At 67.4% G+C, this 24420-nt stretch carries 19 protein-coding genes and 2 riboswitches; of the genes, 15 read left to right on the top strand and 4 right to left on the bottom strand.

The genetic code is table 11. The features are described 5' to 3' along the window. Position 1: 1 nt before the first annotated feature. Together HUW53_RS01805 and HUW53_RS01810 are read right to left on the bottom strand one after the other, a co-directional pair. On the bottom strand, positions 2 to 214 hold the full coding sequence (locus tag HUW53_RS01805; protein ID WP_237344027.1) for an alkylphosphonate utilization protein: 213 nt from the start codon (positions 212 to 214) through the stop codon (positions 2 to 4). Further along, positions 215 to 1843 (bottom strand): acyl-CoA synthetase, encoded by a 1629-nt coding sequence (locus tag HUW53_RS01810; protein ID WP_237344028.1) that lies wholly within the window; start codon positions 1841 to 1843, stop codon positions 215 to 217. A gap of 257 nt (positions 1844 to 2100) precedes the next feature. Between HUW53_RS01810 and HUW53_RS01815 the strand changes: the two genes are divergently transcribed. Further along, positions 2101 to 4017, top strand: a complete 1917-nt coding sequence (locus tag HUW53_RS01815; RefSeq protein ID WP_237344029.1) for a propionyl-CoA synthetase — start codon at positions 2101 to 2103, stop codon at positions 4015 to 4017. 66 nt (positions 4018 to 4083) lie between these two features. Here HUW53_RS01815 and HUW53_RS01820 read toward each other — a convergent pair whose 3' ends face one another. After that, positions 4084 to 4386, bottom strand: a complete 303-nt coding sequence (locus HUW53_RS01820) for a hypothetical protein (protein ID WP_237344030.1) — start codon at positions 4384 to 4386, stop codon at positions 4084 to 4086. Positions 4387 to 5132: 746 nt separating this feature from the next. Between HUW53_RS01820 and HUW53_RS01825 the strand changes: the two genes are divergently transcribed. The 4 genes from HUW53_RS01825 (at position 5133) to HUW53_RS01840 (ending at position 9345) form a co-directional block, all read left to right on the top strand. Continuing rightward, positions 5133 to 5834 carry an outer membrane protein gene (locus HUW53_RS01825; RefSeq protein ID WP_237344031.1) on the top strand — a complete coding sequence of 234 codons (702 nt, stop codon included), beginning with the start codon at positions 5133 to 5135 and terminating at the stop codon, positions 5832 to 5834. A 1013-nt stretch (positions 5835 to 6847) separates the two neighbouring features. Then, on the top strand, positions 6848 to 7537 hold the full coding sequence (locus HUW53_RS01830; protein WP_237344032.1) for an outer membrane protein: 690 nt from the start codon (positions 6848 to 6850) through the stop codon (positions 7535 to 7537). 150 nt (positions 7538 to 7687) lie between these two features. Further along, positions 7688 to 8602 (top strand): MBL fold metallo-hydrolase, encoded by a 915-nt coding sequence (locus tag HUW53_RS01835; RefSeq protein ID WP_237344033.1) that lies wholly within the window; start codon positions 7688 to 7690, stop codon positions 8600 to 8602. 35 nt (positions 8603 to 8637) lie between these two features. Further along, positions 8638 to 9345 carry an SOS response-associated peptidase gene (locus HUW53_RS01840; RefSeq protein ID WP_237344034.1) on the top strand — a complete coding sequence of 236 codons (708 nt, stop codon included), beginning with the start codon at positions 8638 to 8640 and terminating at the stop codon, positions 9343 to 9345. Between the two features lie 41 nt (positions 9346 to 9386). On the opposite strand, the gene HUW53_RS01845 is transcribed toward HUW53_RS01840, so the two are convergent. Next, positions 9387 to 10673: a ubiquinone biosynthesis hydroxylase gene (locus tag HUW53_RS01845; protein ID WP_272903704.1), complete on the bottom strand. Its 1287-nt coding sequence runs from the start codon at positions 10671 to 10673 to the stop codon at positions 9387 to 9389. Between the two features lie 218 nt (positions 10674 to 10891). On the opposite strand from HUW53_RS01845, the gene tesB reads away from it, so the two are divergent. The 10 genes from tesB (at position 10892) to gcvT (ending at position 24419) form a co-directional block, all read left to right on the top strand. After that, positions 10892 to 11767, top strand: a complete 876-nt coding sequence (gene tesB, locus HUW53_RS01850) for an acyl-CoA thioesterase II (protein ID WP_237344035.1) — start codon at positions 10892 to 10894, stop codon at positions 11765 to 11767. Positions 11768 to 12110: 343 nt separating this feature from the next. Further along, positions 12111 to 12449, top strand: a complete 339-nt coding sequence (locus HUW53_RS01855) for a P-II family nitrogen regulator (protein ID WP_234050913.1) — start codon at positions 12111 to 12113, stop codon at positions 12447 to 12449. Positions 12450 to 12478: 29 nt separating this feature from the next. Next, positions 12479 to 13837, top strand: a complete 1359-nt coding sequence (locus HUW53_RS01860; RefSeq protein WP_370877806.1) for an ammonium transporter — start codon at positions 12479 to 12481, stop codon at positions 13835 to 13837. A 494-nt stretch (positions 13838 to 14331) separates the two neighbouring features. Beyond that, a complete protein-coding gene (gene ileS / locus HUW53_RS01865; RefSeq protein WP_237344036.1) occupies positions 14332 to 17424 on the top strand; it encodes an isoleucine--tRNA ligase in 3093 nt (1030 codons plus the stop codon). Positions 17425 to 17440: 16 nt separating this feature from the next. Next, entirely contained in the window at positions 17441 to 17965 is a 525-nt protein-coding gene (gene lspA, locus HUW53_RS01870) for a signal peptidase II (protein ID WP_237344037.1), read from the top strand. Positions 17966 to 17982: 17 nt separating this feature from the next. Then, a complete protein-coding gene (locus HUW53_RS01875) occupies positions 17983 to 18696 on the top strand; it encodes a hypothetical protein (protein WP_237344038.1) in 714 nt (237 codons plus the stop codon). Positions 18697 to 19029: 333 nt separating this feature from the next. Further along, positions 19030 to 20424: a M16 family metallopeptidase gene (locus tag HUW53_RS01880; RefSeq protein ID WP_237344139.1), complete on the top strand. Its 1395-nt coding sequence runs from the start codon at positions 19030 to 19032 to the stop codon at positions 20422 to 20424. Further along, positions 20421 to 21794 carry a M16 family metallopeptidase gene (locus HUW53_RS01885; RefSeq protein ID WP_237344039.1) on the top strand — a complete coding sequence of 458 codons (1374 nt, stop codon included), beginning with the start codon at positions 20421 to 20423 and terminating at the stop codon, positions 21792 to 21794. The genes HUW53_RS01880 and HUW53_RS01885 overlap by 4 nt, the downstream gene beginning before the upstream one ends. 167 nt (positions 21795 to 21961) lie before the next feature. Beyond that, positions 21962 to 22828, top strand: a complete 867-nt coding sequence (locus tag HUW53_RS01890; RefSeq protein ID WP_237344040.1) for a hypothetical protein — start codon at positions 21962 to 21964, stop codon at positions 22826 to 22828. Between the two features lie 160 nt (positions 22829 to 22988). After that, a riboswitch (glycine riboswitch) is annotated at positions 22989 to 23095 on the top strand. A gap of 1 nt (position 23096) precedes the next feature. Continuing rightward, positions 23097 to 23200, top strand: a riboswitch (glycine riboswitch). Positions 23201 to 23255: 55 nt separating this feature from the next. Then, complete coding sequence (gene gcvT / locus HUW53_RS01895) at positions 23256 to 24419, top strand: glycine cleavage system aminomethyltransferase GcvT (RefSeq protein ID WP_237344041.1); 1164 nt, start codon at positions 23256 to 23258, stop codon at positions 24417 to 24419. Position 24420 lies beyond the last annotated feature (1 nt).

Raw genomic sequence — 24420 nt, forward strand, 5'->3', positions numbered from 1 at the left:
CTCAGGCCTTCTTCACGAACTCGGTGCGCAGCACCAAGCCCTTCACCTTCTCGACCTTGCAGTCGATCTCGTCCGGATCATCAGTGAGGCGGATGCCCTTGACCAGGGTGCCGCGCTTCAAGGTGACGGACGAGCCCTTCACCTTGAGATCCTTGATGAGGGTCACGTTGTCCCCGTCCTTCAGGACGGCGCCGTTGGCGTCCTTGACCTCCATTTAAACCTCCTTGGCCAGCTCGCGCAGGCGGAACTTCTGGATCTTGCCCGTCGACGTCTTCGGGATCGGCTCGAACACGATGTGGCGCGGGCACTTGTAGCCGGCGAGGTGGGTCTTGCAATGGGCCAGCAGTTCCTCGGCCGTCACGCTCATGCCGTCGCGCAACTCCACGAACGCGACCGGGGTCTCGCCCCATTTCTCGTCGGGCTTGGCCACCACCGCCGCCGCGCTCACCGCCGGATGCTTGTAGAGCGCGTCCTCCACCTCGATCGACGAGATGTTCTCGCCGCCGGAGATGATGATGTCCTTGGAACGGTCCTTGAGCTGGATGTAGCCATCGGGGTGCTTGACGCCGAGGTCTCCCGAATGGAACCAGCCGCCGGCGAAGGCGGTGTCGGTGGCGGTGGGATTCTTGAGATAGCCCTTCATCACCACATTGCCGCGGAACATCACCTCGCCGAGCGAGGTGCCGTCGGCGGGCACCGGCCGCATGGTCTCGGGGTCGAGCACGTCCACCGCGTCCATGGCGGCATAGCGCACGCCCTGGCGCGCCTTCTTCACCGCCCGCTCGCCGGCGGGCAGGGCATCCCATTCCGAATGCCAGTCGTTCACCACCGAGGGGCCGTAGACCTCCGTCAGACCATAGACGTGCACCACGTTGAAGCCGGCCTCCTGCATGGCGGCGAGCACGGCTTCCGGCGGCGGGGCGGCGGCGGTGATGAATTCCACCTTGCCGGGCAGAGCCCGCTTTTCCGCCTCGGGGGCGCCGAGCAGCGACGACATCACAATGGGCGCACCGCACATGTGCGTCACGCCATGATCGGCGATGGCGTCGAAGATGGGCTTGGCGCGCACCTGCCGCAGGCACACATGGGTGCCGGCCACCAGCGTCACCGACCAGGGGAAGCACCAGCCGTTGCAGTGGAACATGGGCAGCGTCCACAGATAGACGGGATGCTTGCCCAGCGAACAGGTCACCACATTGCCCACCGCCAGCAGGTGCGCGCCGCGATGATGGTAGACGACGCCCTTGGGATCGCCGGTGGTGCCGGAGGTGTAGTTGAGCGCGATGGCGTCCCATTCGTCGTCCGGGCCGGTCCAGGCGAACTCCGGATCACCGGTTTCAAGGAACGCCTCATATTCCAGGGTGCCGATCCGGTCGCCCTTGCCGGTGAATTCGGGATCGTCATAGTCGATGACGATGGGCTTCTTCACCGCCATGGCCAGCGCCGCCTTCATCACCGGCGAGAACTCGCGGTCGGTGATGAGCACCTTGGCCTCGCCATGGTCGATGGTGAAGGCGAGAATGGCGGCGTCCAGGCGGGTGTTGAGGGAGTTCAGCACCGCGCCGGTCATGGGCACGCCGTAATGGGCTTCCAGCATGGCCGGGGTGTTGGTGAGCATCACCGCCACTGTGTCGCCCTTGCCGATGCCGAGCTTGGCGAGGGCCGAGGCGAGGCGCCGGCTGCGGGCGTAGAACTCGCGATAGGTCCGCTTGAGGGCGCCGTGGATGATGGCAGTGTGGTCCGGGAACACGCTGGCGGCGCGCTCCAGGAAGCCGAGCGGGGTCAAGGGCTGGTGATTGGCCTGATTGCGATCGAGATGCAGGTCGTAGATGCTACCCGCCATGGTATCCCCCTTCGTCCTTTCCGCGCCGGCCCGCTGTTCCGCTCTCGGCCGATCGGCGGGGGCGGAACAACTGTCGAATGGCGCGCGCCGCGCGAGCGCGCAACCTAGCCACGGCCCTGGAACGGCGCAATCGGCGGGCACGATAGAACAAGCCCTTTATCCATCCAACCAACGTCGTACGCAGTTGTGCGTACTTGCCCCGTCGCCGGGGCACCGGCACTAACCAAATCAAAGAACGGCCGATAAGGGAGACGTCCATGGACAGCACAAGCAGCAGCCGGTACGGCGAAACCTACGCCCGCTGGCGCGACGATCCGTCCGCCTTCTGGGGCGAGGCGGCCAAGAAGATCGACTGGACCACGCCCGCCACCCAGGTGTTCGCCCCCGACGCGGGCGTCTACGGTCGCTGGTTCGAGGGCGCGGTGGGCAACACCTGCTTCAATGCGGTGGACCGCCATGTGGCCTCCGGCCGCGCCGATCAGGTCGCCATCATCTATGACAGCCCGGTCACCTCGTCCAAGCGCACCCTCACCTATGCGGAGCTGAAGCACGACGTGGCGACGCTCGCCGCCGTACTCCAGGATCTCGGGGTCAAGAAGGGCGACCGCGTGCTCGTCTACATGCCCATGGTGCCCGAGGCGCTGGTCGGCATGCTGGCCTGCGCGCGCATCGGCGCCATCCATTCGGTGGTGTTCGGCGGCTTCGCGGCCAAGGAACTGGCCACCCGCATCGAGGACGCCGAGCCGAAGGTGATCCTCGCCGCCTCCTGCGGCATCGAGCCGAACCGGGTTGTGCCCTACAAGCCCCTGCTCGACCTCGCCATTTCCATGTCGGCGGTGAAGCCCGAGCACTGCGTGGTGCTGCAACGCCCGCAGGGGCCCGCCACCCTCGCCGAGGGCCGCGACATCGACTGGGCACAGGCCTGCGCCGCCGCGTCGGCCGCCGGCAAGGCCGCGCCCTGCGTGGATGTGGCCGCCACCGACCCGCTCTATATCCTCTATACCTCCGGCACCACCGGCAAGCCCAAGGGCGTGGTGCGCGATAGCGGCGGCCACATGGTGGCGCTCACCTGGACCATGGAAAACCTCTACGGCATCAAGCCGGGCGAGGTCTTCTGGGCGGCCTCCGACATCGGCTGGGTGGTGGGTCACTCCTACATCGTTTATGCGCCGCTGCTCGCCGGCTGCACCACCCTCGTCTACGAGGGCAAGCCGGTGGGCACGCCCGATCCCGGCGCCTTCTGGCGGGTGATCGAGGAGCACAAGGTGGTGGCGCTGTTCACCGCGCCCACCGCGCTGCGCGCCATCAAGAAGGAAGACCCGGAGTGCGCCTATAAGAAGGGGCACGACCTCAGCCATTTCCGCACCCTGTTCCTGGCCGGCGAACGCGCCGATCCGGACACCGTGCAGTGGGCCGAGACCCAGCTCGGCGTGCCGGTGGTCGACCATTGGTGGCAGACCGAGACCGGCTGGGCCATCGCCGCCAATCCGGTCGGGCTCGGGCTTCTGCCCGTCAAGCTCGGCTCGCCCACCGTGCCCATGCCCGGCTATGACGTGCAGATCGTGGACGAGGCGGCGAAGCCCGTTCCCGCCGGCACCATGGGCTCCATCGTCATCAAGCTGCCGCTGCCTCCCGGCTGCCTGCCCACCCTGTGGCAGCAGGACGAGCGCTTCAAGGAAAGCTACCTCGTCGACTATCCCGGCTTCTACAAGACCGCCGACGCCGGCTTCATGGATGACGATGGCTATGTGTTCGTCATGGGCCGCACCGACGACATCATCAATGTCGCCGGCCATCGCCTCTCCACCGGCGGCATGGAAGAGGTGATCGCCTCCCATCCGGACGTGGCCGAATGCGCCGTCATCGGCGTCAAGGATTCCCTCAAGGGGGAAGTGCCGTGCGGCTTCGTGGTGCTCAAGGCCGGCGAGCGGCGCGCGCCCGAGGTGATTGAAAAGGAATTGGTGGGGCTGGTCCGGGACCGCATCGGCCCGGTCGCCGCCTTCAAGCTGGCGGTCACGGTCAACCGCCTGCCCAAGACCCGCTCGGGCAAAATCCTGCGCGGCACCATGAAGAAGATCGCCGACCACGATGCGTGGTCCATCCCCGCCACCATCGACGATCCGGTGGTGCTGGAGGAGATCGAGGGCATCCTCAAGGATCGCGGCATCGGCTGAAGACCAGGGGCGCCCCTTCGGGCGTCCCTTTCTATTCGGCCGCAAGCGTGTCGGCCACAAGCGTGCTCAGCCGCCGGAACGCCCGCCGCCCCGGGACGGCTCGTAGCAGATGTAGCCGATGAAGCACTGCGGATTGTCGCGCGTGGGCACCCATTCCGGCTTCAGCTGCATGTCGTAGTCGCAGAAGGACAGATCGCGGACATAGCGGTCGTACAATGTGGGCGAGGTAGCCATCACCACCGCCCCTTTTTCGGCGATCAGCCGCGCCGCCTGAGCACAGCTGAGATCGGTGCTGCGCACCATGCCCTGCGCGCTCGCGGCCGAGGCCAGCATGGCCAGCCCGCCCGCCATGAGAAGTGTCTTCAACATCTCCCGACCCTCCACCTGTTGCCTGCTCCGGTCACGACCCGGCGGCTCTCCACCGCCCCGGCCATATGCGCGTGCACCTGCGAGAGGATGGCGCAGACCCGAGAGCCCCTCGCATGACAACGCACTTTAAAGCAGCTTCGCACCGAAATGGATCCCGGCGCACTGAGGACATTTGCGTAAAGTCAACAGGTTCGCCCCAGTCGCGCGCCCGACCGCGCCTCCGCCCCTGCCGTTCCGTTATGGACCCGGCGGGGATGCCGGTTGGCACCCCGTTTCCCGCGCAACCCGACTTGGAACAACCGCCACCCCGCCCCGCGCAAACGCCGCTTTCCCCGCCCGCCAGAACCGGATCGGCCACGCCACACCCGCGGCTACCGCCATTACCCGCACTGATTGCGCAACAACCCCCATATATCGTCGCGTTAAAGCCCTGGTTCGCACAAGGAAGCGTGGCCTCGTCAGTGACGATCATGTGGCGGAAGCCGTTATTTTACCAATATTTTACCATAGTTCAGCACAGTCCCGCCGGGCTCATGGGCCGAACAACAGGCACCATCGCGCCTTTCGGTATTATAGTAACTTGGGCATCGGTTGCAGAGCGTGGATTTCGATCTACTGTGGCATGAAAGCTACGGAATCTTTTCGCGGGCTCTGCTACACAACTCTCACTGGGCGGGGGCAACGAATGCGAACGCACTCGACCCTGTCGGCTCAAAGTCTTGTAACCCAAACATGGGGGATTAACGATGAAGCGGTTCCTTCTCGCCACTGTCGCGCTGGCGGCGCTCTCGGCTCCGGCCGCGGCTGCTGACCTGGCGACGAAGTACCCGGTCAAGGCCATTGCGGCCCCGGTGTTCTCTTGGACCGGTTTCTACATCGGCGCCAACTTCGGTTACGGCGGAGACAAGTTCTCTCAGGACCTGGTCGCTCTCGGCGTGACCGTCGGCTCCGTCGACACCCAGTCTTCGGGCTGGATGGTCGGTGGCCAGCTCGGCTACAACTACCAGTTCGCCAACAACGTGGTTGTCGGCCTTGAGACCGACCTGCAGTGGGCGAACATCTCCGGCCAGAGCAGCGGCATCAACCTCGGCGGCACCAACTGGATCGCCGGCTCGAACGTCGATTACTTCGGCACCATCCGCGCCCGCCTCGGTTATGCCTTCGACCGGTTCCTGCCCTACATCACCGGTGGTGCCGCCTACGGCAACATCCAGCACACCCTCGTCGAAGGCTACGGCGTGTTCCCGAGCGTGAGCGGCTCGAACACCAGCTGGGGTTGGACCATCGGCGCTGGCGCCGAGTATGCCATCACCAACAACTGGACGTTCAAGGCCGAGTACCTGTACGTCGACCTGGGCAGCTCGAACTCCGGCGTCCTGGACCTCGTCTCTCTGAACAGCTCGGCGAAGTTCAACACCATGCGCGCTGGTGTGAACTACAAGTTCTGAGCCTTGCCAATCGGCGCACCCTCCGGTGCGCCGATTGTTTTGGGTCTGACGATTCGAAGCAGGGTACAGCTGTCCTGACAGCAGATCGGCTCTGTTCGGAAATTGAGGCGCTGGGCTTTGGCCCGGCGCCTTTTTTTTGCGGGTGCGGAGACCTGCGGGAAGCTCGCCCTTTCCCCTTCGACGGCCTTCAATCTCTACCCGAAGAGCCCGCCTCTCTATACCGCGCGGCGGTTCCCTCCTCGTTCCCCAAACGCCCCCGGCTCGCGCCTTATCCGCATGCCCCCTTGGGAGCGAGCGGGGGTAGAGCTGCCCGCGACGTGAAGCGCAAAAGCCGTGGAGGCCGCAGGCATCGCGCGACGTGTGCTCCGAACCCTCGCCTTTGCACGCCCGATTCGCACGCTGGCCGACGTCCGCCCAGGATCTCGGATGGACATCCCCGCGCTGACCTGCCCCCGGCGCCCGCCTGAGGACCATCGAACCCGCGCCAATCCATCGGCTACCATTCCCAAAGCGGACGGGGGCCACACTCGTGAACCTCGTGAACAACGCATATCGGTTCACGGGACAAAAGCCACGACCGGACCGAACGACGCCGCCATCGCACCGATGTGCGAATCGCAGCTATTCCGCAGCGCGTCCATCGCCACGCGGCGTGTCCCCGATACCTTCCGGAGAAGCCGGCACATGCGGGCGACCAGAAGGCATCCGCACCACAGAAAAATGCAACTGAGACGCAGGCACATGTAATCGGATCCCATTGCGCGGCATCCGCTGCCGGCCACCTCATGTTCACATTGATGGATACTTATTTCCCATAGGTAAGTGCATTATTGCACATGCGCCGCACGCGACATCATCCGCAAATGGCGGTCGGCCCGGTCATTTTCGCCTCAATTGTTGCCGCAATGATACAGAATTGCTGAAACCCTAGTGCTACAACCCTAGCGCTAGAGGGGCCGGTGAGATCACGACGCCGACCACCATAGGCAGTTTGAAAAACTGAAGAAGGGCTTATGATGAAGCGGTTTCTGCTCGCCACCGTCGCTGTGGCCGCGCTTTCAGCTCCGGCGGCGGCTGCCGACCTCGCCACCAAGTATCCGGTGAAGGCCGTCGCGGCGCCCGTCTTCTCCTGGACCGGCTTCTACATCGGTGCGAACGCCGGCTACGGTGGCGACACCTACAATTACGACCTCTACGCCGTCTGGCTTCCAGTCAGGAGCGCTTCGATCACCTCGTCCGGCTGGTTTGTGGGCGGGCAGCTCGGCTACAATTACCAGTTCGCCAACAATGTGGTGGTGGGCCTCGAGACGGACCTTCAGTGGTCAAACATTTCCGGCACGCTGACCCTCGGCAACGCGTCCATGGGTTCGTCGCTCGATTATTACGGAACCATCCGCGCCCGCCTCGGCTATGCGTTCGATCGCTTCCTGCCCTATATCACGGGTGGCGCGGCCTATGGCCGGACCTCTTCCCAGGTGGGCTTCGGAATCCCGAGCTTCGGCACCTCCAGCACGAACTGGGGCTGGACCATCGGCGGCGGCGTGGAATACGCATTCACCAACAATTGGACATTCAAGGCCGAGTATCTCTATGTCGACCTTGGCACGTCGGACAATATCTTGCCCTTTACCGTCTATGGCTTGGACGCGGAGAACGACAACAAGTTCAACACCATCAAGGCTGGTGTGAACTACAAGTTCTGACCCCTGCCGTCAGCGTCCTGCGAAAGGCCCGCCGCCCATTGGCGGGCCTTTCTGGTCTTCGACGCCCTCGCGCTGCCGGCTCCACCCGCGCGCGTTCATCCCGCGTCTTTCCCCTTTCGCGTGGGCGCGGAAATGCTCTAGCCTCCGGCCATGAGCGCCGACATTCCCTTCGATCGCGATTTTGAATCCCCCGCCGGACAGGTGGTGCCCGTCACGCCGCTGGTGCGGCGCGTGGTGGCGCCCAATCCCTCGGCGTTCACCTTCACCGGCACATGCACCTACATCATCGGCCGCGGTGAAGTGGCGATTCTCGATCCCGGCCCCGACAGCCCGGAGCATGTGGCAACCCTGCTGCAGGCCGTCGCCGGGGAAACCGTGTCCCATGTGGTGGTCACCCACACCCACCGCGACCATTCACCGGCCGCGGCGGCCGTGAAGGCGGCCACCGGCGCAAAGATAGTGGGTTGCGCGCCCCATCGGGCCGCCCGCCCCCTCCACATCGGCGAGATCAACCCCCTTGATGCCAGCGCCGACATGGATTTCGTGCCCGATCATGCGCTGGCCGATGGCGAGATCGTATCCGGCCGCACCTGGACGCTGACCGCCCTCGCGACCCCCGGCCACACCGCCAATCACCTCGCCTTCGCGCTCAAGGAAGACGCCCTTTTGTTCTCCGGCGATCATGTGATGGCATGGGCGACCTCTATCGTGGCGCCGCCGGACGGCGCCATGGGCGATTACATCCACTCCCTCGAACGGCTCGGCCGGCGCGAGGAGCGGGTGTACCTGCCCGGCCACGGTGGCGCGGTGCGCGATGCGCCGGCGTTCGTGCGCGACTATCTCGACCACCGAATCGCCCGCGAAACCGCGATCCTGCGCGGGCTCGACCGCGCGGCGGAAACCATTCCCGATCTGGTGCGCGGCATCTATATCGGCCTGGATCCGCGCCTGGTGGGAGCCGCCTCCCTCACCGTGCTGGCCCACCTGGAGCATCTGGTGGAGACCGGGCGCGTCACCACCGATGGACCGCCCGCCATCGACGGCCGGTTCCGCCTCCCGTCCTGAGCCGGAGCCGCGCACGCGGCGGAAGGGGAACGCGCATGTGCGGCCGTTTTGTCCAGCACCGGGCGCCCATCGCCTATGCGGAGCATTTCGGGCTCGATGTGGCGACGCTCCAATTGCCCAATTGCCCGCCCCGCTACAATGCGGCGCCGACCCAGGACCTGATGGTGGTGCGCCTCAATCCCCACACCGGCGCGCTTGATCTGTCGCTGCTCCGGTGGGGGCTGGTGCCGGTATGGGCGAAGGACCCCGGCGGCGGCGCGCGCCTCATCAACGCCCGCTCCGAAAGCGTGGCTGAAAAGCCCACCTTCCGCGACGCGTGGCGCAAGAAACGGCGCTGTATCGTCCCCGCCGATGGCTTCTACGAATGGCGGCGGCGGAACGGCGCCGCGCAACCCTTCTACATCACCCCCGCCGATGGCGCGCCCATGGCCTTCGCCGGCCTGTGGGAAGGCTGGAAGGATCCGGCCACGGGCCAGTGGCTGCGCACCTTCACCATCCTCACCTGCGCGGCGAACGAAACTCTGCGCCCGCTGCATGACCGGATGCCGGTCGTGCTCGCCGAAGCGGACATCTCCCGCTTTCTTGCCGCCGATAATCCGCGTGACCTGCTGCGCCCGGCGCCGGCCGCCCAGCTCACCTTCTGGCCGGTGTCCCCGGCCGTGAACGCGGTGCGCAACGACGCCGCCGCCCTCATCGCCCCGGTGGCGCCGCCGGACGAAGACGCGACCGATCCCAGCGCCTGATGAGGGCCGCCCAAGGGCCGCCCAAGGGCCGGCCCCGCCGCTCAGAGCGCTTCGCCGCGCAGCAGCTTCGGCACCGCGCCGGTCAGGCCTGCCGCATCGCGGATGAACAGGCCCTTGAGGCGCGGCATGCGGTCCACCAAGCCGAGCCCCACGTCGCGCAGCGCGCGCAAGGCGTCCGAATGGTTGGAGAACAGGCGGTTGAGGCCATCGGTGGCGACCCCCATGGCCAAGGTGTCGAAGCGCCGCCAGCGCTGGTAACGCTCGAGCACCTGGGGCGCGGCGAAATCGAGCCCGATCCGCGCCGCGTCCGTCACCGCCTCGGCCAGCGCCGCCACATCCCGCAGCCCCATGTTCAACCCCTGCCCCGCGATGGGATGGATGAGATGGGCCGCATCGCCCACCAGGGCCAAGCGATCGCCGATGAAGCTGCGCGCCATGGAGAAGCCGAGCGGATAGGGGCGCGGCTGCGTCACCGGCTTCACCCAGCCCAGCCGGTGCCCGAAGCGCTGCTCCAGCTCCTCCTGGAACAGCACCGCCGGCAGCGCTGCCAGGCGCTCCGCATCGGCGGTGCGCTCGGTCCAGACGATGGAGGAGCGGTTGCCCGGCAGGGGCAGGATGGCGAACGGACCCGGTGGCAGGAAATGCTCCTCGGCCCGCCCCTCGTGCGGGCGCTCGTGCTCCACCGTGAAGGTGAGCGCGCTTTGGCCATAGCTCCAGGACACGGTGTCGATGCCCGCCATGGAGCGCAAGCGCGAGCGGGCGCCATCGCAGGCCACCAGCAGCCGGGTGGACAGGCTTGCGCCGGTCCCGGTGGTGAGCGCCATGGCGACCCCCTCGGGGGCGAACGCGGAGACGCTTTCCGCCTGGAGCTCGATGCCGGCGGCCTCGGCGGCGTCGATGAGCGCGCCCTGCAGCACCGCGTTCGGCACCATGTGGGCGAAAGCCTCGCCCGGCGCCACGTCGCCGTCGAAGGTCAGGAAGGTGGGGCGCGCCACGTCCTTGGTGCGGCTGTCGGTGACCACCATGGATTGGATCGGCTGCGCCGCGGCCTCGATTCGCGGCCACGCGCCGAGCACGGTGAGCATGCGCCGCCCGCAGGCGGCGATGGCGGAACAGCGTTGGTCATCGATCGCCGGCTCGGCCAGGGCGGGATCGAGCAAAGTGATCCGGGCGTCGGCGCCGAGCCCCTGCCGCAGCGCCAGAGCGAGGCTGAGCCCCGCCATCCCGCCGCCGACGATCGCCACGTCGAACAGCACCGCCGGGGCAAGAAAGACGCCCGCTCCGGTATAAGGCGAGGGGGCGACGGCAGGCTCGGACAGGCCACTCATGGACGGATCTCCTTACGCGGTCTTAGGGTTCGGGCCGACCCAGGCCCTGGTCTTCCCAGGGCCCCTCCAACCGGCCAGGACCGGTTGCGCCCCAAACGACATGCACTTCACCTATACGGACTTGACGCACCTTGGGGACGCGTGGCGTGTTCGTGCCTCGTCATCCTCGCCCCCGACGCCCGTTTCGGCGCGTCGCGAGCTCCGCCAAGGCCATCGCCATGACCGACACGCCGTCTTCCGACGTTGCAGCGCTTCTGTCCATCCTCGACCTGGAGCAATTGGAGATCAATCTGTTCCGCGGTCGCAGCGGCAATCCGGGTGGCGGACGTGTGTTCGGCGGTCAGGTGGTGGCCCAGGCGCTGGTCGCGGCGCGCCGCACCGTCGATGCCCCGCGCCTCACCCATTCCCTGCACGGCTATTTCCTGCTCGGCGGCGACCCCACCATTCCCATCGTCTATGAGGTGGACCGCATCCGCGACGGACGCTCCTTCACCACCCGGCGGGTGGTGGCCATCCAGCACGGCAAGGCCATCTTTTCCATGGCGGTGTCGTTCGAGCTGGAAGAAGGCGGGCTTGAGCACCAGAACACCATGCCCGACGTACCCATGCCGGAGGATCTGCCGCCCGACGACGTCTGGCGGGCGCGCCTGCTGGAGCGTTTCCCCGAGGCGGCGCAGCGGGACTGGATGGCGATCCGCCCGCTGGAGATCCGCCCCCTGTCCCTCGACCCGGCCTATCTCGGCAGCGCCGGCGTCAAGCCGAGCCTGTGGGTGCGGGCGCGCACGCCGCTGCCGGACGACCTGCCCACGCATCAGGCAGTCTTGGCCTTCGCCTCGGACTTCTCGCTGCTCCAGGCCGCGCTCCTGCCCCACGGCCGATCGGTGTTCGACCGCGACCTGCAGGTGGCGAGCCTCGACCACGCCCTGTGGTTCCATCGCCCGTTCCGGGCCGACGAATGGCTGCTCTACAGCCAGGAAAGTCCTGCGGCTTTCGGATCCCGCGGCTTCTGCCGGGGCGAGTTCTTCACCCGCGACGGCGTCCTCGTAGCCTCGGCCGCACAGGAAGGACTCATGCGCCACGTCATCGCCAAATGATGAGACACATGCTTTGCCCCCTCACCCCCGCGTCAGCGCGCGGGGGCCTATAAGGGTTTATTGACCACCTTTAAGGCGAATAGCCTAAAAATTAGGCCAAAAAAGCGGCGGTCTTCAGGCATCGCCGCGCCATTACCCCGCATGGCGAGAAAATAAGCAGCGGGAGTCCGGTCACTGTCACATCTGGCACGGTCCTTGATTCCGCTGTACGCAGGCTTGCCAGCCGCGGCGCGGAATTCCCCGTCCCGCTCGGCGAAGCCGACAGAAAACACCGGCTGGACGGCACGCGGGGGTGGGCTTCGCGGCGTCGTATTCATGCCCATCAGGGGACAGGGACCGATCCATGAAGATCGTCATGGCCATCATCAAGCCATTCAAGCTGGAGGAGGTGCGCGACGCCCTCACCGGTATCGGCGTCCACGGACTGACCGTGACCGAGGTGAAGGGCTACGGCCGGCAGAAGGGCCACACCGAGATCTATCGCGGCGCTGAATACGCCGTGAGCTTCCTGCCGAAGCTGAAGATCGAAGTGGCAGTGGCCGCCGACCAGGTTTCCAAGGTCGTGGAGGCCATCACCGCTTCCGCCAAGACCGGCCAGATCGGCGACGGCAAGATCTTCGTTCTCGCCATCGACCACGCCGTGCGCATCCGCACCGGCGAGACCGACGCCGACGCGCTTTGAGCCTTACCTCTTTCACGGAGCCATATTCCATGACGTTCAAGACGTGGACCCGCGCGGGTGTTCCCGCGCTGCTGGCGGCGGCGGCCTTCGCCCTGCCAGCCCTTGCCCAGCCCGACATGGCGCCGGCCGCCGCCTCTCCCGCCGCCGCCGCCGTCTCGACCGTGAACAAGGGCGATGTGTCCTGGATGATGACCTCCACGGTCCTCGTCCTGCTGATGACCGTTCCCGGCCTCGCCCTGTTCTACGGCGGCCTGGTGCGTGCCAAGAACATGCTGTCCATCCTCATGCAGGTTCTGACCATCACCGCGGTGATGATGCTGGTATGGGCGATCTACGGCTACTCGCTGGCCTTCACCTCCGGCAACGCCTTCATCGGCGGCTTCAGCAAGGCGTTCCTCGCGGGCGTCTCGGTGGACAGCCTGGCCGACACCTTCACCAAGGGCGTGCAGATCCCCGAATTCGTCTTCATCGCCTTCCAGATGACGTTCGCGGCCATCACCCCGGCGCTCGCCATCGGCGCGTTCGCCGAGCGCATGAAGTTCCCGGCGGTGATCCTGTTCGCCGTGCTGTGGGTCACCTTCGTCTACTTCCCGATCGCCCACATGGTGTGGTTCTCGGAAGGCTACCTGTTCACCCTGGGCGCCCTCGACTTCGCCGGCGGCACCGTGGTGCACATCAACGCCGGTGTCGCCGGCCTCGTCGGCTGTCTCATCGTCGGCAAGCGCATCGGCTACGGCAAGGAGCAGCTTCCGCCCCACTCGCTGGCCTTCACCATGGTCGGCGCCTCCCTGCTGTGGGTCGGCTGGTTCGGCTTCAACGTGGGTTCGAACCTCGAAGCCAACGGCCTTGCCACCCTGGTCATGATCAACACCTTCCTCGCCACCGCCGGCGCCGTCGTGGGCTGGCTGGTGATCGAGTGGCTGGTGCGCGGCAAGCCCTCCATGCTCGGCGGCGCGTCGGGCGCGGTGGCCGGCCTCGTGGCCATCACCCCGGCCTGCGGCGCCTCCGGCCCCATGGGCGCGATCGTGCTCGGCATCGTCGCGGCGCTGATCTGCTTCTTCTTCTGCACCGCGGTGAAGAATGCGCTCGGCTATGACGACAGCCTCGATGTGTTCGGCGTGCACGGCATCGGCGGCATCATCGGCGCCATCGCCACCGGTATCCTGGTGTCTCCCGCGCTCGGCGGCGGCGGCGTGGCCGACTACGACATGGCCCATCAGGTGTGGGTGCAGACCCAGGCCACCCTCGTGACCCTGGTGTGGTCGGGCGTGGTGTCGGCCATCATCTTCTTCGTGCTCAACATCATCATCGGCCTCAGGCCGTCGGTGGACGTGGAGCGCGAGGGCCTCGACATCAACGAGCACGGCGAGCGCGCCTACCACTCGTGAGCGCGACGCGCTGAGTTCCCCGGGGGCGCCCGCCGCCCCCGGCCCTGTCCCGGTCCTGTCCGGTCTCAAATCAATAAGAGGGGAACCAACGGACCCCGGCGCCTCGCGGTGCCGGGGTCTTTTTGCGTCCGGAACGGCACCCATTCCGCGCCCATTCCGCGCCCATTCCGCGCCCAAGACGCGCCCATGACGCTCCCGCGGCGCGCCGCCTGCATCTGCGCCCTTTCCCCGGCCCCGGACGCCTGCTAGAAGCCGACCTTCGGATTGATTTCACACGGCCCGAGGATGACAGACGTCGCCAAGGCCCCACGCCCGTGGGGTGGAACGCCATCGCCGCGCCCGGCCACGCCGCGCTTCCAGGAGCGGCGCGGTGCCGGAGCGCGAATTATCGGCCCGGCTTCCCGCCGGCGCGGCTGACGCGCGCGGGGGAGCCGGGACCTTATCGCCGCGTTCCGCCCATCGGCCGCCTCCGGCCCCATTTCCCGAGCCCGTTCATGACCGACAACACGCCCTCCGCCACGCCCGACTATTCCAAGACCCTGCTGCTGCCGGAAACCCAGTTTCCCATGCGCGGCGGCCTGCCCAAGAAGGAGCCGGAGCTGCTGGAGCGCTGGAAGCGCCTCGGCCTCTACACCCGCCTGCGCGAGGCGGGGCGCGGACGCCCGCGCTTCGTGCTCCACGACGGCCCGCCCTATGCCAATGGCAACATCCACATCGGCCACGCCCTCAACAAGATCCTGAAGGACGTGGTGACGCGCTCCCAACAGATGCTGGGCCACGATTCCAATTATGTGCCCGGCTGGGACTGCCACGGCCTGCCCATCGAGTGGAAGATCGAGGAAGAGAACTACCGCAAGAAGGGCAAGTCCAAGCCCGACTTCGCCGACGCCACGGCTATGGTGGCGTTCCGCCAGGAGTGCCGCGCCTTCGCCCAGCACTGGCTCGACATCCAGCGCGAGGAGTTCAAGCGCCTGGGCGTCGAAGGCGATTGGGACCACCCCTACACCACCATGGCGTTCGCGGCGGAAGCCCAGATCGCCCGCGAGATCATGAAGTTCGCTGAAAACGGCCTGCTCTATCGCGGCTCCAAGCCGGTGATGTGGTCGGTGGTGGAAAAGACCGCCTTGGCCGAGGCCGAAGTGGAATACCAGGACTTCACGAGCGACACGGTGTGGGTGAAGTTCCCGGTGGTTCCTCATGGTGACGATGAGGGAAACCACTTGGAAGCAGATGCGCTCGCCGGTGCGAGCGTCGTCATCTGGACAACGACCCCCTGGACTTTGCCGGGCAATCGGGCCATCAGCTACTCATCCAGGATTTCCTATGGCCTATATGAAGTTACAGATGCTCCAGCCGATAACTGGGGCAAAGCCGGGGATAAATTGATCCTTGCAGATAAATTGGCTGCGGATGTATTTCGACAAGCGAAGGTTTTGAGCTTCACACGGCTGAGTGACGTTCCCGCTCACACTCTGGAAGACCTCTGGTGCATGCACCCACTTCGACCGAAGAAGGAAGCAGGGACTGGATTTTTCGGCGCGTCGTTTTTTGGGCACTCCTTCCGCGGAGCCGAAGCTCCATATTCCTTCCCGGTCCCGCTGCTCGACGGCGACCACGTGACGGATGATGCCGGCACCGGTTTCGTCCACACCGCCCCCGGCCACGGCCGCGAGGATTTCGAGATCTGGACCCAGCACCGCCGCTGGCTGGAGGAGCGCGGCATCAGCCCCGCCATCCCCTACACGGTGGATGCGGACTCCTTCTACACGCCCCAGGCCCCCGGCTTCGAGGGCCGGCGCGTCATCACCGAGAAGGGCGAGAAGGGCGACGCCAACCCGGCGGTCATCGAGGCCCTGGTGGCGGCCGGCAACCTGCTGGCGCGCGGGCGGGTGAAGCACCAGTATCCCCACTCCTGGCGCTCCAAGAAGCCGGTGATCTTCCGCAACACGCCGCAATGGTTCATCGCCATGGACCAGGACATCCGCAATGGCGACGGCACCGCGGCGCCGCGCCCGGCCACCCTCGACGGCAACGTGCCCGACACTTTGCGCGAGCGCGCGCTCGCCGGCATCAAGACCGTGGAATGGGTGCCGGCGGCGGGCGAGAACCGCATCACCGGCATGATCGCCAACCGGCCCGATTGGGTGGTCTCGCGCCAGCGCGCCTGGGGCGTGCCCATCACCGTGTTCGTGCGGGAAGTGGGCGATGGCTCGGTGGAGATCCTGCACGACGGCGAGGTCAACGCCCGTGTCGCCGCGGCCTTCGAGGAAGAAGGCGCGGACGCCTGGTTCAAGGAGAATGCGGCCGAGCGCTTTCTCCGCGAACGCGCAGACGAGGGCTGGGTGAAGGTGAACGACGTCCTGGACGTGTGGTTCGACAGCGGCTCCACCCACACCTTCACCCTGGAGGTACGCGACGACCTGAAGGCCGTGCGGGCGCCCGAGGGCAAGGACAAGGTGATGTATCTGGAGGGCTCGGACCAGCATCGCGGCTGGTTCCATTCCTCCCTGCTGGAGAGCTGCGGCACCCGCGGCCGCCCGCCCTATGACGCGGTGCTGACCCACGGCTTCGTGCTGGACGAGGACGGGCGCAAGATGTCCAAGTCGCTGGGCAACGTCACCTCGCCCCAGGACGTCATCAAGACCTCTGGCGCCGACATCCTGCGCCTGTGGGTGTGCGCCTCCGATTATTCGGACGATCTGAGGATCGGCCCGGAGATCCTGAAGACCACCGCCGACACCTATCGCAAATTGCGCAACACCATCCGCTGGCTGCTCGGCTCGCTGCACCACTACCGGCCGGAAGAGCGGGTGGCGTTCGCCGACATGCCGTCGCTGGAGCGCTTCATCCTGCACCGCCTGTCGGAGCTGGACGGGGAGATCCGCGCCGCCTACCGCGCCTTCGACTACAAGAAGGTGCACGCGCTGCTCACGCAGTTCATGAACATCGAGCTGTCCGCCTTCTATTTCGACGTGCGCAAGGACGCGCTCTATTGCGATCCCCTGTCCTCGCGCACCCGCAAGGCCTGCCTGACGGTGCTGGACGAGACCTTCAACCGGGTGGTCGCATGGCTCGCGCCCATCATGCCCTTCACCACGGAAGAGGCGTACATCGCCCGCACCGGGGATGAGGACGGCTCGGTGCACCTGCTGGCCTTCCCCGAGACCCCGGAAAGCTGGCGCGATCCGGCACTGGCGGAAAAATGGCGCAAGGCGCGGCAGGTGCGGCGGGTGGTGCTCGGCGCGCTGGAGGTGGAGCGGGCGCAAAAGCGCATGGGCTCCTCGCTTGAGGCGGCCCCGGTGGTCTATGTGACCGACGCCGGGCTGGCCGACGCCTTCGACGGGCTCGACCTGGCCGAGATCTGCATCACCAGCGCCGCGACCCTGGTGCGCGCGGACGGCCCGGCCACAGCGTTCCGCCTCGCCGAAGTGCCCGGGGTCGCGGTGGTGCCGACCCGCGCCGAGGGCCGCAAATGCGCCCGCTCCTGGAAGATTTCCCCGGAGGTGGGCGCCGATCCCGAATATCCGGACGTGACGCCGCGCGACGCGGCCGCTCTCCGGGAATTCCATGCCGCCACCGCGCAATGAGGCTGGGAGGCCCGACATGTCCCGTATCCGCCTGGGGCTTCTGACGGCGTTCCTGGTGCTGGTGGCCGATCAGGTCACCAAGACCTGGGCCATTGGCTTCATGGCGGCGCACGGGCCGGGCCTCGTTCCGGTCGCGCCGATCCTCGACCTCGTCGCATTGTGGAACGCCGGCATCAGCTATGGCCTGTTTCCCCAGGGCGAGACCGGCCGCTGGGTGCTGGTGGCCATCAAGGTCGTGGCGGCGCTGGCGTTCGCCCTGTGGCTGACCCGCGCCCAGCGCCCGGCCGAGGCCCTGGGCCTCGGCCTGCTGATCGGCGGCGCCCTCGGCAATGCGGTGGACCGGGTGGTCTACGGGGCGGTGTTCGATTTCATCTCGCTGCACGCCGGCGGTTACCGCTGGTATGTGTTCAACGTGGCGGATATCGCGGTCGTTGGCGGCGTCGGCCTGCTGCTTTATGATGCTTTTTTCGGGCGCGCCTCAAAAACGCCGCCCTCGCCGACCCCAATGCGATCCCAATCTGAAGCAGAGCGCGAGCCATGAGAGGGAGCACCATGCGCGTGAGCCCAGTTTCCCGGCCCGATGCCGCGACCCCGGCGAGGCCGATGCACCGTCCGACGACTGCCCTCGTGGCCCTGAAGACCCTTTCCGGCGCGTTGGCGTTGGGCCTGATGCTGGCCGGCGCCTCGGCGCGGCCGGCGGCCGCTCAGAGCGAGTTCAATGCCAATCCGCTCGACAGCATGATGGAGTTGTTCGGCCTCAAGGACGACAAGGAAAAGCCGGAGATCGACTACCGCGAGCGCGCGCCCCTGGTGGTACCGCCGGCCAGCGCCGAGGCCCCGCTTCCCACGCCCGAGGACGCCGCCCACCAGAAGAACCCCAACTGGCCCAAGGATCCGGACGTCGCCCGGCGCCAGCGCGAGGCCGCCGCCGCCAACGCGCCGGTCATCCGCGATGATCCCGGCCGGCCCTTGATGCCCTCCGAGCTGAACAAGGGCCGCAAGAAGATCCTGGGTGTCATCCCCACCGAGCCGGCGCCCACCGGCACCAAGAGCGATGTGCTGCTGCCGAGCCAGCTCGGCTCCAACAGCTGGCTGCCGGGCATCGGCGGCGAGAAGGAAAAGCCCCTGGTGTTCAACGGCGAGCCCGAGCGCGAGACCCTGCTGCAGCCGCCCCCCGGATATCAGACGCCCGCTCCCAACGCCCCTTACGGCGTGGTGGAGAAGAAGCAGGAGCAGTGGAAGGTTCCGACCCTGTTCGATCGGACGAACTGATCCCCGGCGCCATGCTCGCCGCCACCGCTTAACGCCGGCGGCCGCTCGGACCTGGAATTGCACCCGCGACGCGCGCGCGTCGCGGCTCCATGTGTCGTGGCTCCATGTCTTGGCGCGTTCATCGTCTTGGCGCGTTCATCTCTCGACGCGTTCATCTCCTGACGCGCGCAGGCGCGGACGTGGCCCCGCAGCGTGGCCCCGCAGCGTGGTCTCGCAGCCTCGAAACGCTCAAATCCTCGGCATGCCCCTGGCCATCGCCGGCAAAGCTCCTATCTTCTGAAGCAGCGTGCGTGCCTTCGGCGCGTGCATCGCCGGAAGATCCGCCCCGTGAAGATGAGCCGTTTCGCCATGGTTGCCATCCTTGCCGCGAGCGCTGCGGCGCTCGGCCCGCGCGCCGTTTCGGCCGCAGGCCCCGATATTTCTCAGTTCACCCTCGACAACGGCCTTCAGGTCATGGTCATCCCCGACCACCGCACGCCGGTGGTCACCCACATGGTGTGGTACAAGGTGGGGTCGGCCGACGAGCAGCCCGGCAAATCCGGCATCGCCCATTTCCTGGAACATCTGATGTTCAAGGGCACCGACGCCCACCCCCAGGGTGAGTTCTCGGCCGAGGTGGCGCGCCTGGGGGGGCAGGAAAATGCCTTCACCTCCCAGGACTACACCGCCTATTTCCAGCGGGTGGCCAGGGAGCACCTGGAAAAGGTGATGGGCTTCGAGGCTGACCGCATGACCGGCCTCAAGCTGTCCGACGAAGTGGTGCTGCCCGAGCGCGACGTGGTGCTGGAAGAGCGCCGCATGCGCACCGACAACGAGCCCGGCGCCCGGCTCGGCGAGATCCTGCAGGCGACCACTTACGTCAACCACCCCTATCAGCACCCGATCATCGGCTGGGAGCACGAGATCAAGCAGCTGAACCGGGAAGACGCCCTCGCCTTCTACCGCCGCTATTACGCGCCGAACAACGCGCTGCTGGTGGTGGCCGGTGACGTCAAGGCCGATGACGTGCGCGCGCTTGCCGAAAAGACATATGGAAAGGTGGCGCGTGCCGACACCCCGGCCCGCAACCGGCCCCAGGAGCCCGAGCCCCAGGCCCATCGCCGGGTGTCCCTGGCCGACGCCCGCGTCGCCCAGCCGAGCGTGCAACGCTCGTATCTCGTGCCGTCCGACCGCATCGCCGCCCCGCACGAGGCCGAGGCCCTCGAGGTGCTGTCCCAGATCCTCGGCGGCGGACAGACCGGTCGCCTCTATCGGCAGCTGGTGGCGGAGAAGGGCCTCGCCGCCGGCGCCGGTGCTTGGTATCAGGGCACAGCCTACGACGCCACGCGGTTCGTGGTCTATGCCAGCCCCCGCCCCGGCGTGAGCCTGGAGGATCTGGAGGCCGCCATCGACGCCGTCGTGGCGGAAGTGGCGGACCAGGGCGTGGACGACCTGGAGCTCAAGCGGGCCAAGACCCGGCTGACCGCCGACATGATCTATGCCCAGGACAATCAGGCGACGCTGGCCCGCATCTATGGCGCGGCCTGGGCCACCGGCTCCAGCGCCGACGATGTGCGCGGCTGGCCCGAGCGGGTGAAGGCGGTGAGCGGCGCCGAGGTGCAGGCCGCCGCCAAGCGCTACCTGACCACCGATCGGGCGGTGACCGGCTATCTGAAGACCGCCGCCCCGGACGCGCCGAAACCGGATGCTCCCAAGGCGGATGCGTCCAAGACGGGCGATCGCTCGTGAGGGCGTTCCGCTTCTCTTGCGCCGGCGACGCGCTCAAGGCCGCCGGCTGGCTCTTTTTCGTGATGGTGACGATGGCTCTCTCGCTCATATCCAACACCGAGGCTCAAGCCCAGCAATCGAGCCGCATCACCGAGGTGACGAGCCCGGGCGGCATCAAGGCCTGGCTGGTGCGCGACACCACCTTGCCCCTCATCGCCATGGAATTCGCCTTTCTCGGCGGCGCCGCCCAGGACGGGCCGAAGCAGGTGGGCCTCGCCCACCTGACCGCCTCCCTGCTCGACGAGGGTGCCGGCGACCTCAATGCCCAGGCGTTCCAGCAGAAGCTGGCCGACCACGCGCTGGAGCTGCATTTTAATGCCGGCCGGGACGAGATGCGCGGCTCACTGCGCACCCTTTCGGAAAACCGCGAGGTGGCGTTCGATCTGCTGCGCCTTGCGGTCACCCAGCCGCGCTTTGACACCGAGGCGGTGGAGCGTATCCGCGCCGCGGTGATGGCGACCCTGCGCCGCCGCTCGACGGAGCCCAACGCCATCGCCAACGACCGCTGGTATGCGCTCGCCTTCCCCGACCATCCCTATGGCCGGCCGGTGGACGGCACCCTGGAGAGCGTGCCCGGCCTGACGCGGGACGACATCGCCGGCTTCGCCCGCAAGACCCTCGCGCGTTCCAACCTGCGGGTGGCGGTGGTGGGCGACATCAGCCCGGAAGAGCTGGGCCAGCGCCTCGACGCCGCGTTCGGCACCCTGCCGCAGACGGCCGAGCTGACGCCGGTGGCCAATGTCACCCCGCAGCGGATCGGCACCGTGGACGTGATCCCGCTCAACGTGCCCCAATCGGTGGTGGTGATGGGCACCGTGGGGCTGGAACGGCGCGATCCGGACTTCATGGCCGCCTATGTGCTCAACCACATCCTCGGCGGCAGCGCCTTTTCCTCGCGCCTGTTCAAGGAAGTGCGCGAGGCCCGCGGGCTCGCCTATTCGGTCTATTCCTATCAGGTGGCGCTGGCCCATGTGGGCCTGTGGTTCGCCGGCACCGCCACCAAGAACGAGCGGGCGGCCGAATCCATCGCGCTCATCAGCGCCGAGTTCCAGCGCATGCTGGACCAGGGGCCGACGGCGGAAGAGCTGAAGGAAGCCAAGAGCTATCTCACCGGCAGCTATGCCCTGCGCTTCGACACCTCGTCGAAGGTGGCGGGACAATTGCTGCAGATCCAGATCGACGATCTCGGCATCGATTACGTGGACCGCCGCAACGCCATGGTGGAAGCCGTCACGCTGGACGACATCAAGCACGTCGCCGGCCGGCTCGCCGATGCGCGCAAGGCGCTGGTGGTGGTGGTGGGCAAGCCCGTGGGCCTTTCGGGCGGCTGACCGGCGGGCGGGCGGTCGCGCAGGAACGGTTGCGGGCGAGCTGCGCCCGTTCACCATATTTTCGGCTTTTGGTCACCAAAGGGTAAATAGCCGGCCTTCGCACGGTGCGTCCGCCCTGCGGTTTGATATAACCATGCCATATGGATAAGCCTATGGAGACGAGCGACATGGGACGCCACTTGGCGAGCGACACGGCTCTTGTGCACGCAGGCACACCGGCACGCGGCCTTGTCGGCGTGGCCTTGGCACTGGCGCTGGCGGGCTGCGCCGCCGGCGAAAACCTCGACGGGTCCTTCGGCGCCCAGGACACCGGGGTCGCCACCGGCCGGGCCGCCGGCGTCACCAGCGCCGCGACACCCGCCCTCACGGTGGGCTCGGGGCCCGACGCCATCACTTATGCCTGCCCCAGCGTGACCGTGCGCAACGGGGCCGGCACCTGGCAGGTCACCGAGGGTGGCGCGCTGCGCTATCAGGGCAATGTGGGCCAGCTCGCCCGCGAATGCGCCATCGCCGGCCAGACCATGACCATCAAGGTCGGCATCGAGGGCCGGGTGCTGATGGGCGAGAAGGGCACACCGGGAACGGTGCGCGTGCCGGTCCGCCTGGCGGTGGTGGAAGAGGGTCCGAACCCGAAGACCATCACCACCAAATTCTTCACCGTTCCGGTGGAGATCGCGGCCGGTCAGCAGCAGGCCGCCTTCACGGTGGTCGAAGACCAGCTCAGCTTCCCCCTGCCCAAGCCGGAAGAGGTGGAGCGCTACGTGGTCTATGTGGGCTACGACCCGCAGGGTGAAAAGCCCAAGCCCACCAGCTCGCGGCCGCGAACCCCCACCAAGCCCAAGCCGAAGCCGGCAGCCTCCGAAGCCGCTCCTGCGGCCCCGGCGCCTGCCGCTGCGGCGCCGAAGTCCGATCCCGGCGACGTGTTCGGTCCGCCGCCCGGCGCGCCTTCGAGCAGCAGCAGCGGATCGAGCAGCAGCGGGAGTTCGTTCTCCACCCCGCCGTCCTCGAGCGCGTTCGAACCACCGCCGCGCTGAGCGGCCCCGGAAGCCCGGAAAAACCGGGCTCCGCACCGTCTGCGACCAAGGTCGGAATGGCCTTGGGTTGACGATCACACAAATTTTCTTATTGTGCGATCGACGTTGCCTATGGAACGCGCCGCGGTGCACATCGCGGCCGTTTTTGGCATCGCATCGGATGATCCCTGCGGGAGAGACCGGCTGTGCGCCCTCACGGCGAACAGAACCGGCGCCGAAGGCGCAACCGCCCCGGAACCGCTCAGGCCAAAGGACCGCAGGGGGACGACACTCTGGAAAGCAGCCGCGGTTCACGCCGCCGGCTCACCGAAGGAGTAAGCCGCGCCGGTCCAAACGGCATGGCGAAATCTCTCAGGTTCCGCAGACAGAGGGGGCGCCCGAGGGACCCGAGGGTCCCGCACCATGGCGCTATCTCCCCGGAGCTGCGATGACGCACGCCGTCGATCCTCTTCTCACGACCCTGCTGCACACTACCCCCCTGTTCTCGGCCCATGTGGCGCTCGGCGCCCGCATCGTGCCGTTCGCGGGCTACGAGATGCCGGTCCAATATGCCGAGGGTATCCTGGCCGAGCATCATTGGACGCGGGCCCACGCCGGTCTGTTCGACGTCTCCCACATGGGACAGGCGGTGCTCGCGGGTGCGGACCACGCCGCCTGCGCCCGCGCCCTGGAAGCGCTGCTGCCGGCGGACATCGTGAACCTCGCGCCGGGGCGGCAGCGCTATTCCCAGCTGCTCGACCCCTCCGGCGGGATCCTTGATGACCTGATGGTCACCCGCCCCCGTGATCCGGGCGAAAACGGCCGCCTGTTGCTGGTGGTGAACGCCGCCTGCAAGGCTGCCGATTTCGCCCATATCGCCGGCCACCTGCCCGCCGGGGTCACGCTCACGCCGCTGCTGGACCGCGCCCTCGTCGCCCTGCAGGGGCCGCAGGCCGCCGCCGCGCTGGCGCGCCACTGTCCCGATGCCACCGGCCTTACCTTCATGGAGGCCGGCCCCGCCGTATTTGACGGGCTTCCCATCCACCTCTCCCGCTCGGGCTACACCGGGGAGGACGGCTTCGAGATTTCGCTTGCCGCGTCGGATGCCCCCCAGCTCTGGGCCGCGCTGCTGGCGGAGCCGGAGGTGAAGCCCATCGGCCTCGGCGCCCGCGACAGCCTGCGCCTGGAGGCGGGGCTGTGCCTCTACGGGCACGACATCGACACCACCACCTCGCCGGTGGAAGCCGGCCTCGCCTGGTCGATCCAGGCGCGCCGGCGGACGGCGGGCGGCTTCCCCGGCGCCGCCCGCATCCTCAAGGAGCTGGCGGACGGCCCGGCCCGCATGCGCGTGGGGCTGCGGCTCGATGGCCGTGCCCCGGCCCGCGAGGGCGCCGAGATCGTCCATGGCGGAAGGACGGTGGGCACCGTGACATCCGGTGGCTTCGCGCCCAGCCTCAACGCACCCATCGCCATGGGCTATGTGCCCCCCGCGCTCGCCGCGCCGGGCACCCGGCTCGACCTGATGGTGCGCGGCAAGGCGCTCGCCGCCACCGTCACCGCCCTTCCCTTCGTGCCCGCGCGCACGGCGCGCAAACCTGCGAAAGAGGCCTGAA

Source organism: Xanthobacter agilis (assembly GCF_021730435.1).
In the GTDB taxonomy this organism is placed as follows: Bacteria; Pseudomonadota; Alphaproteobacteria; order Rhizobiales; family Xanthobacteraceae; genus Xanthobacter; species Xanthobacter agilis.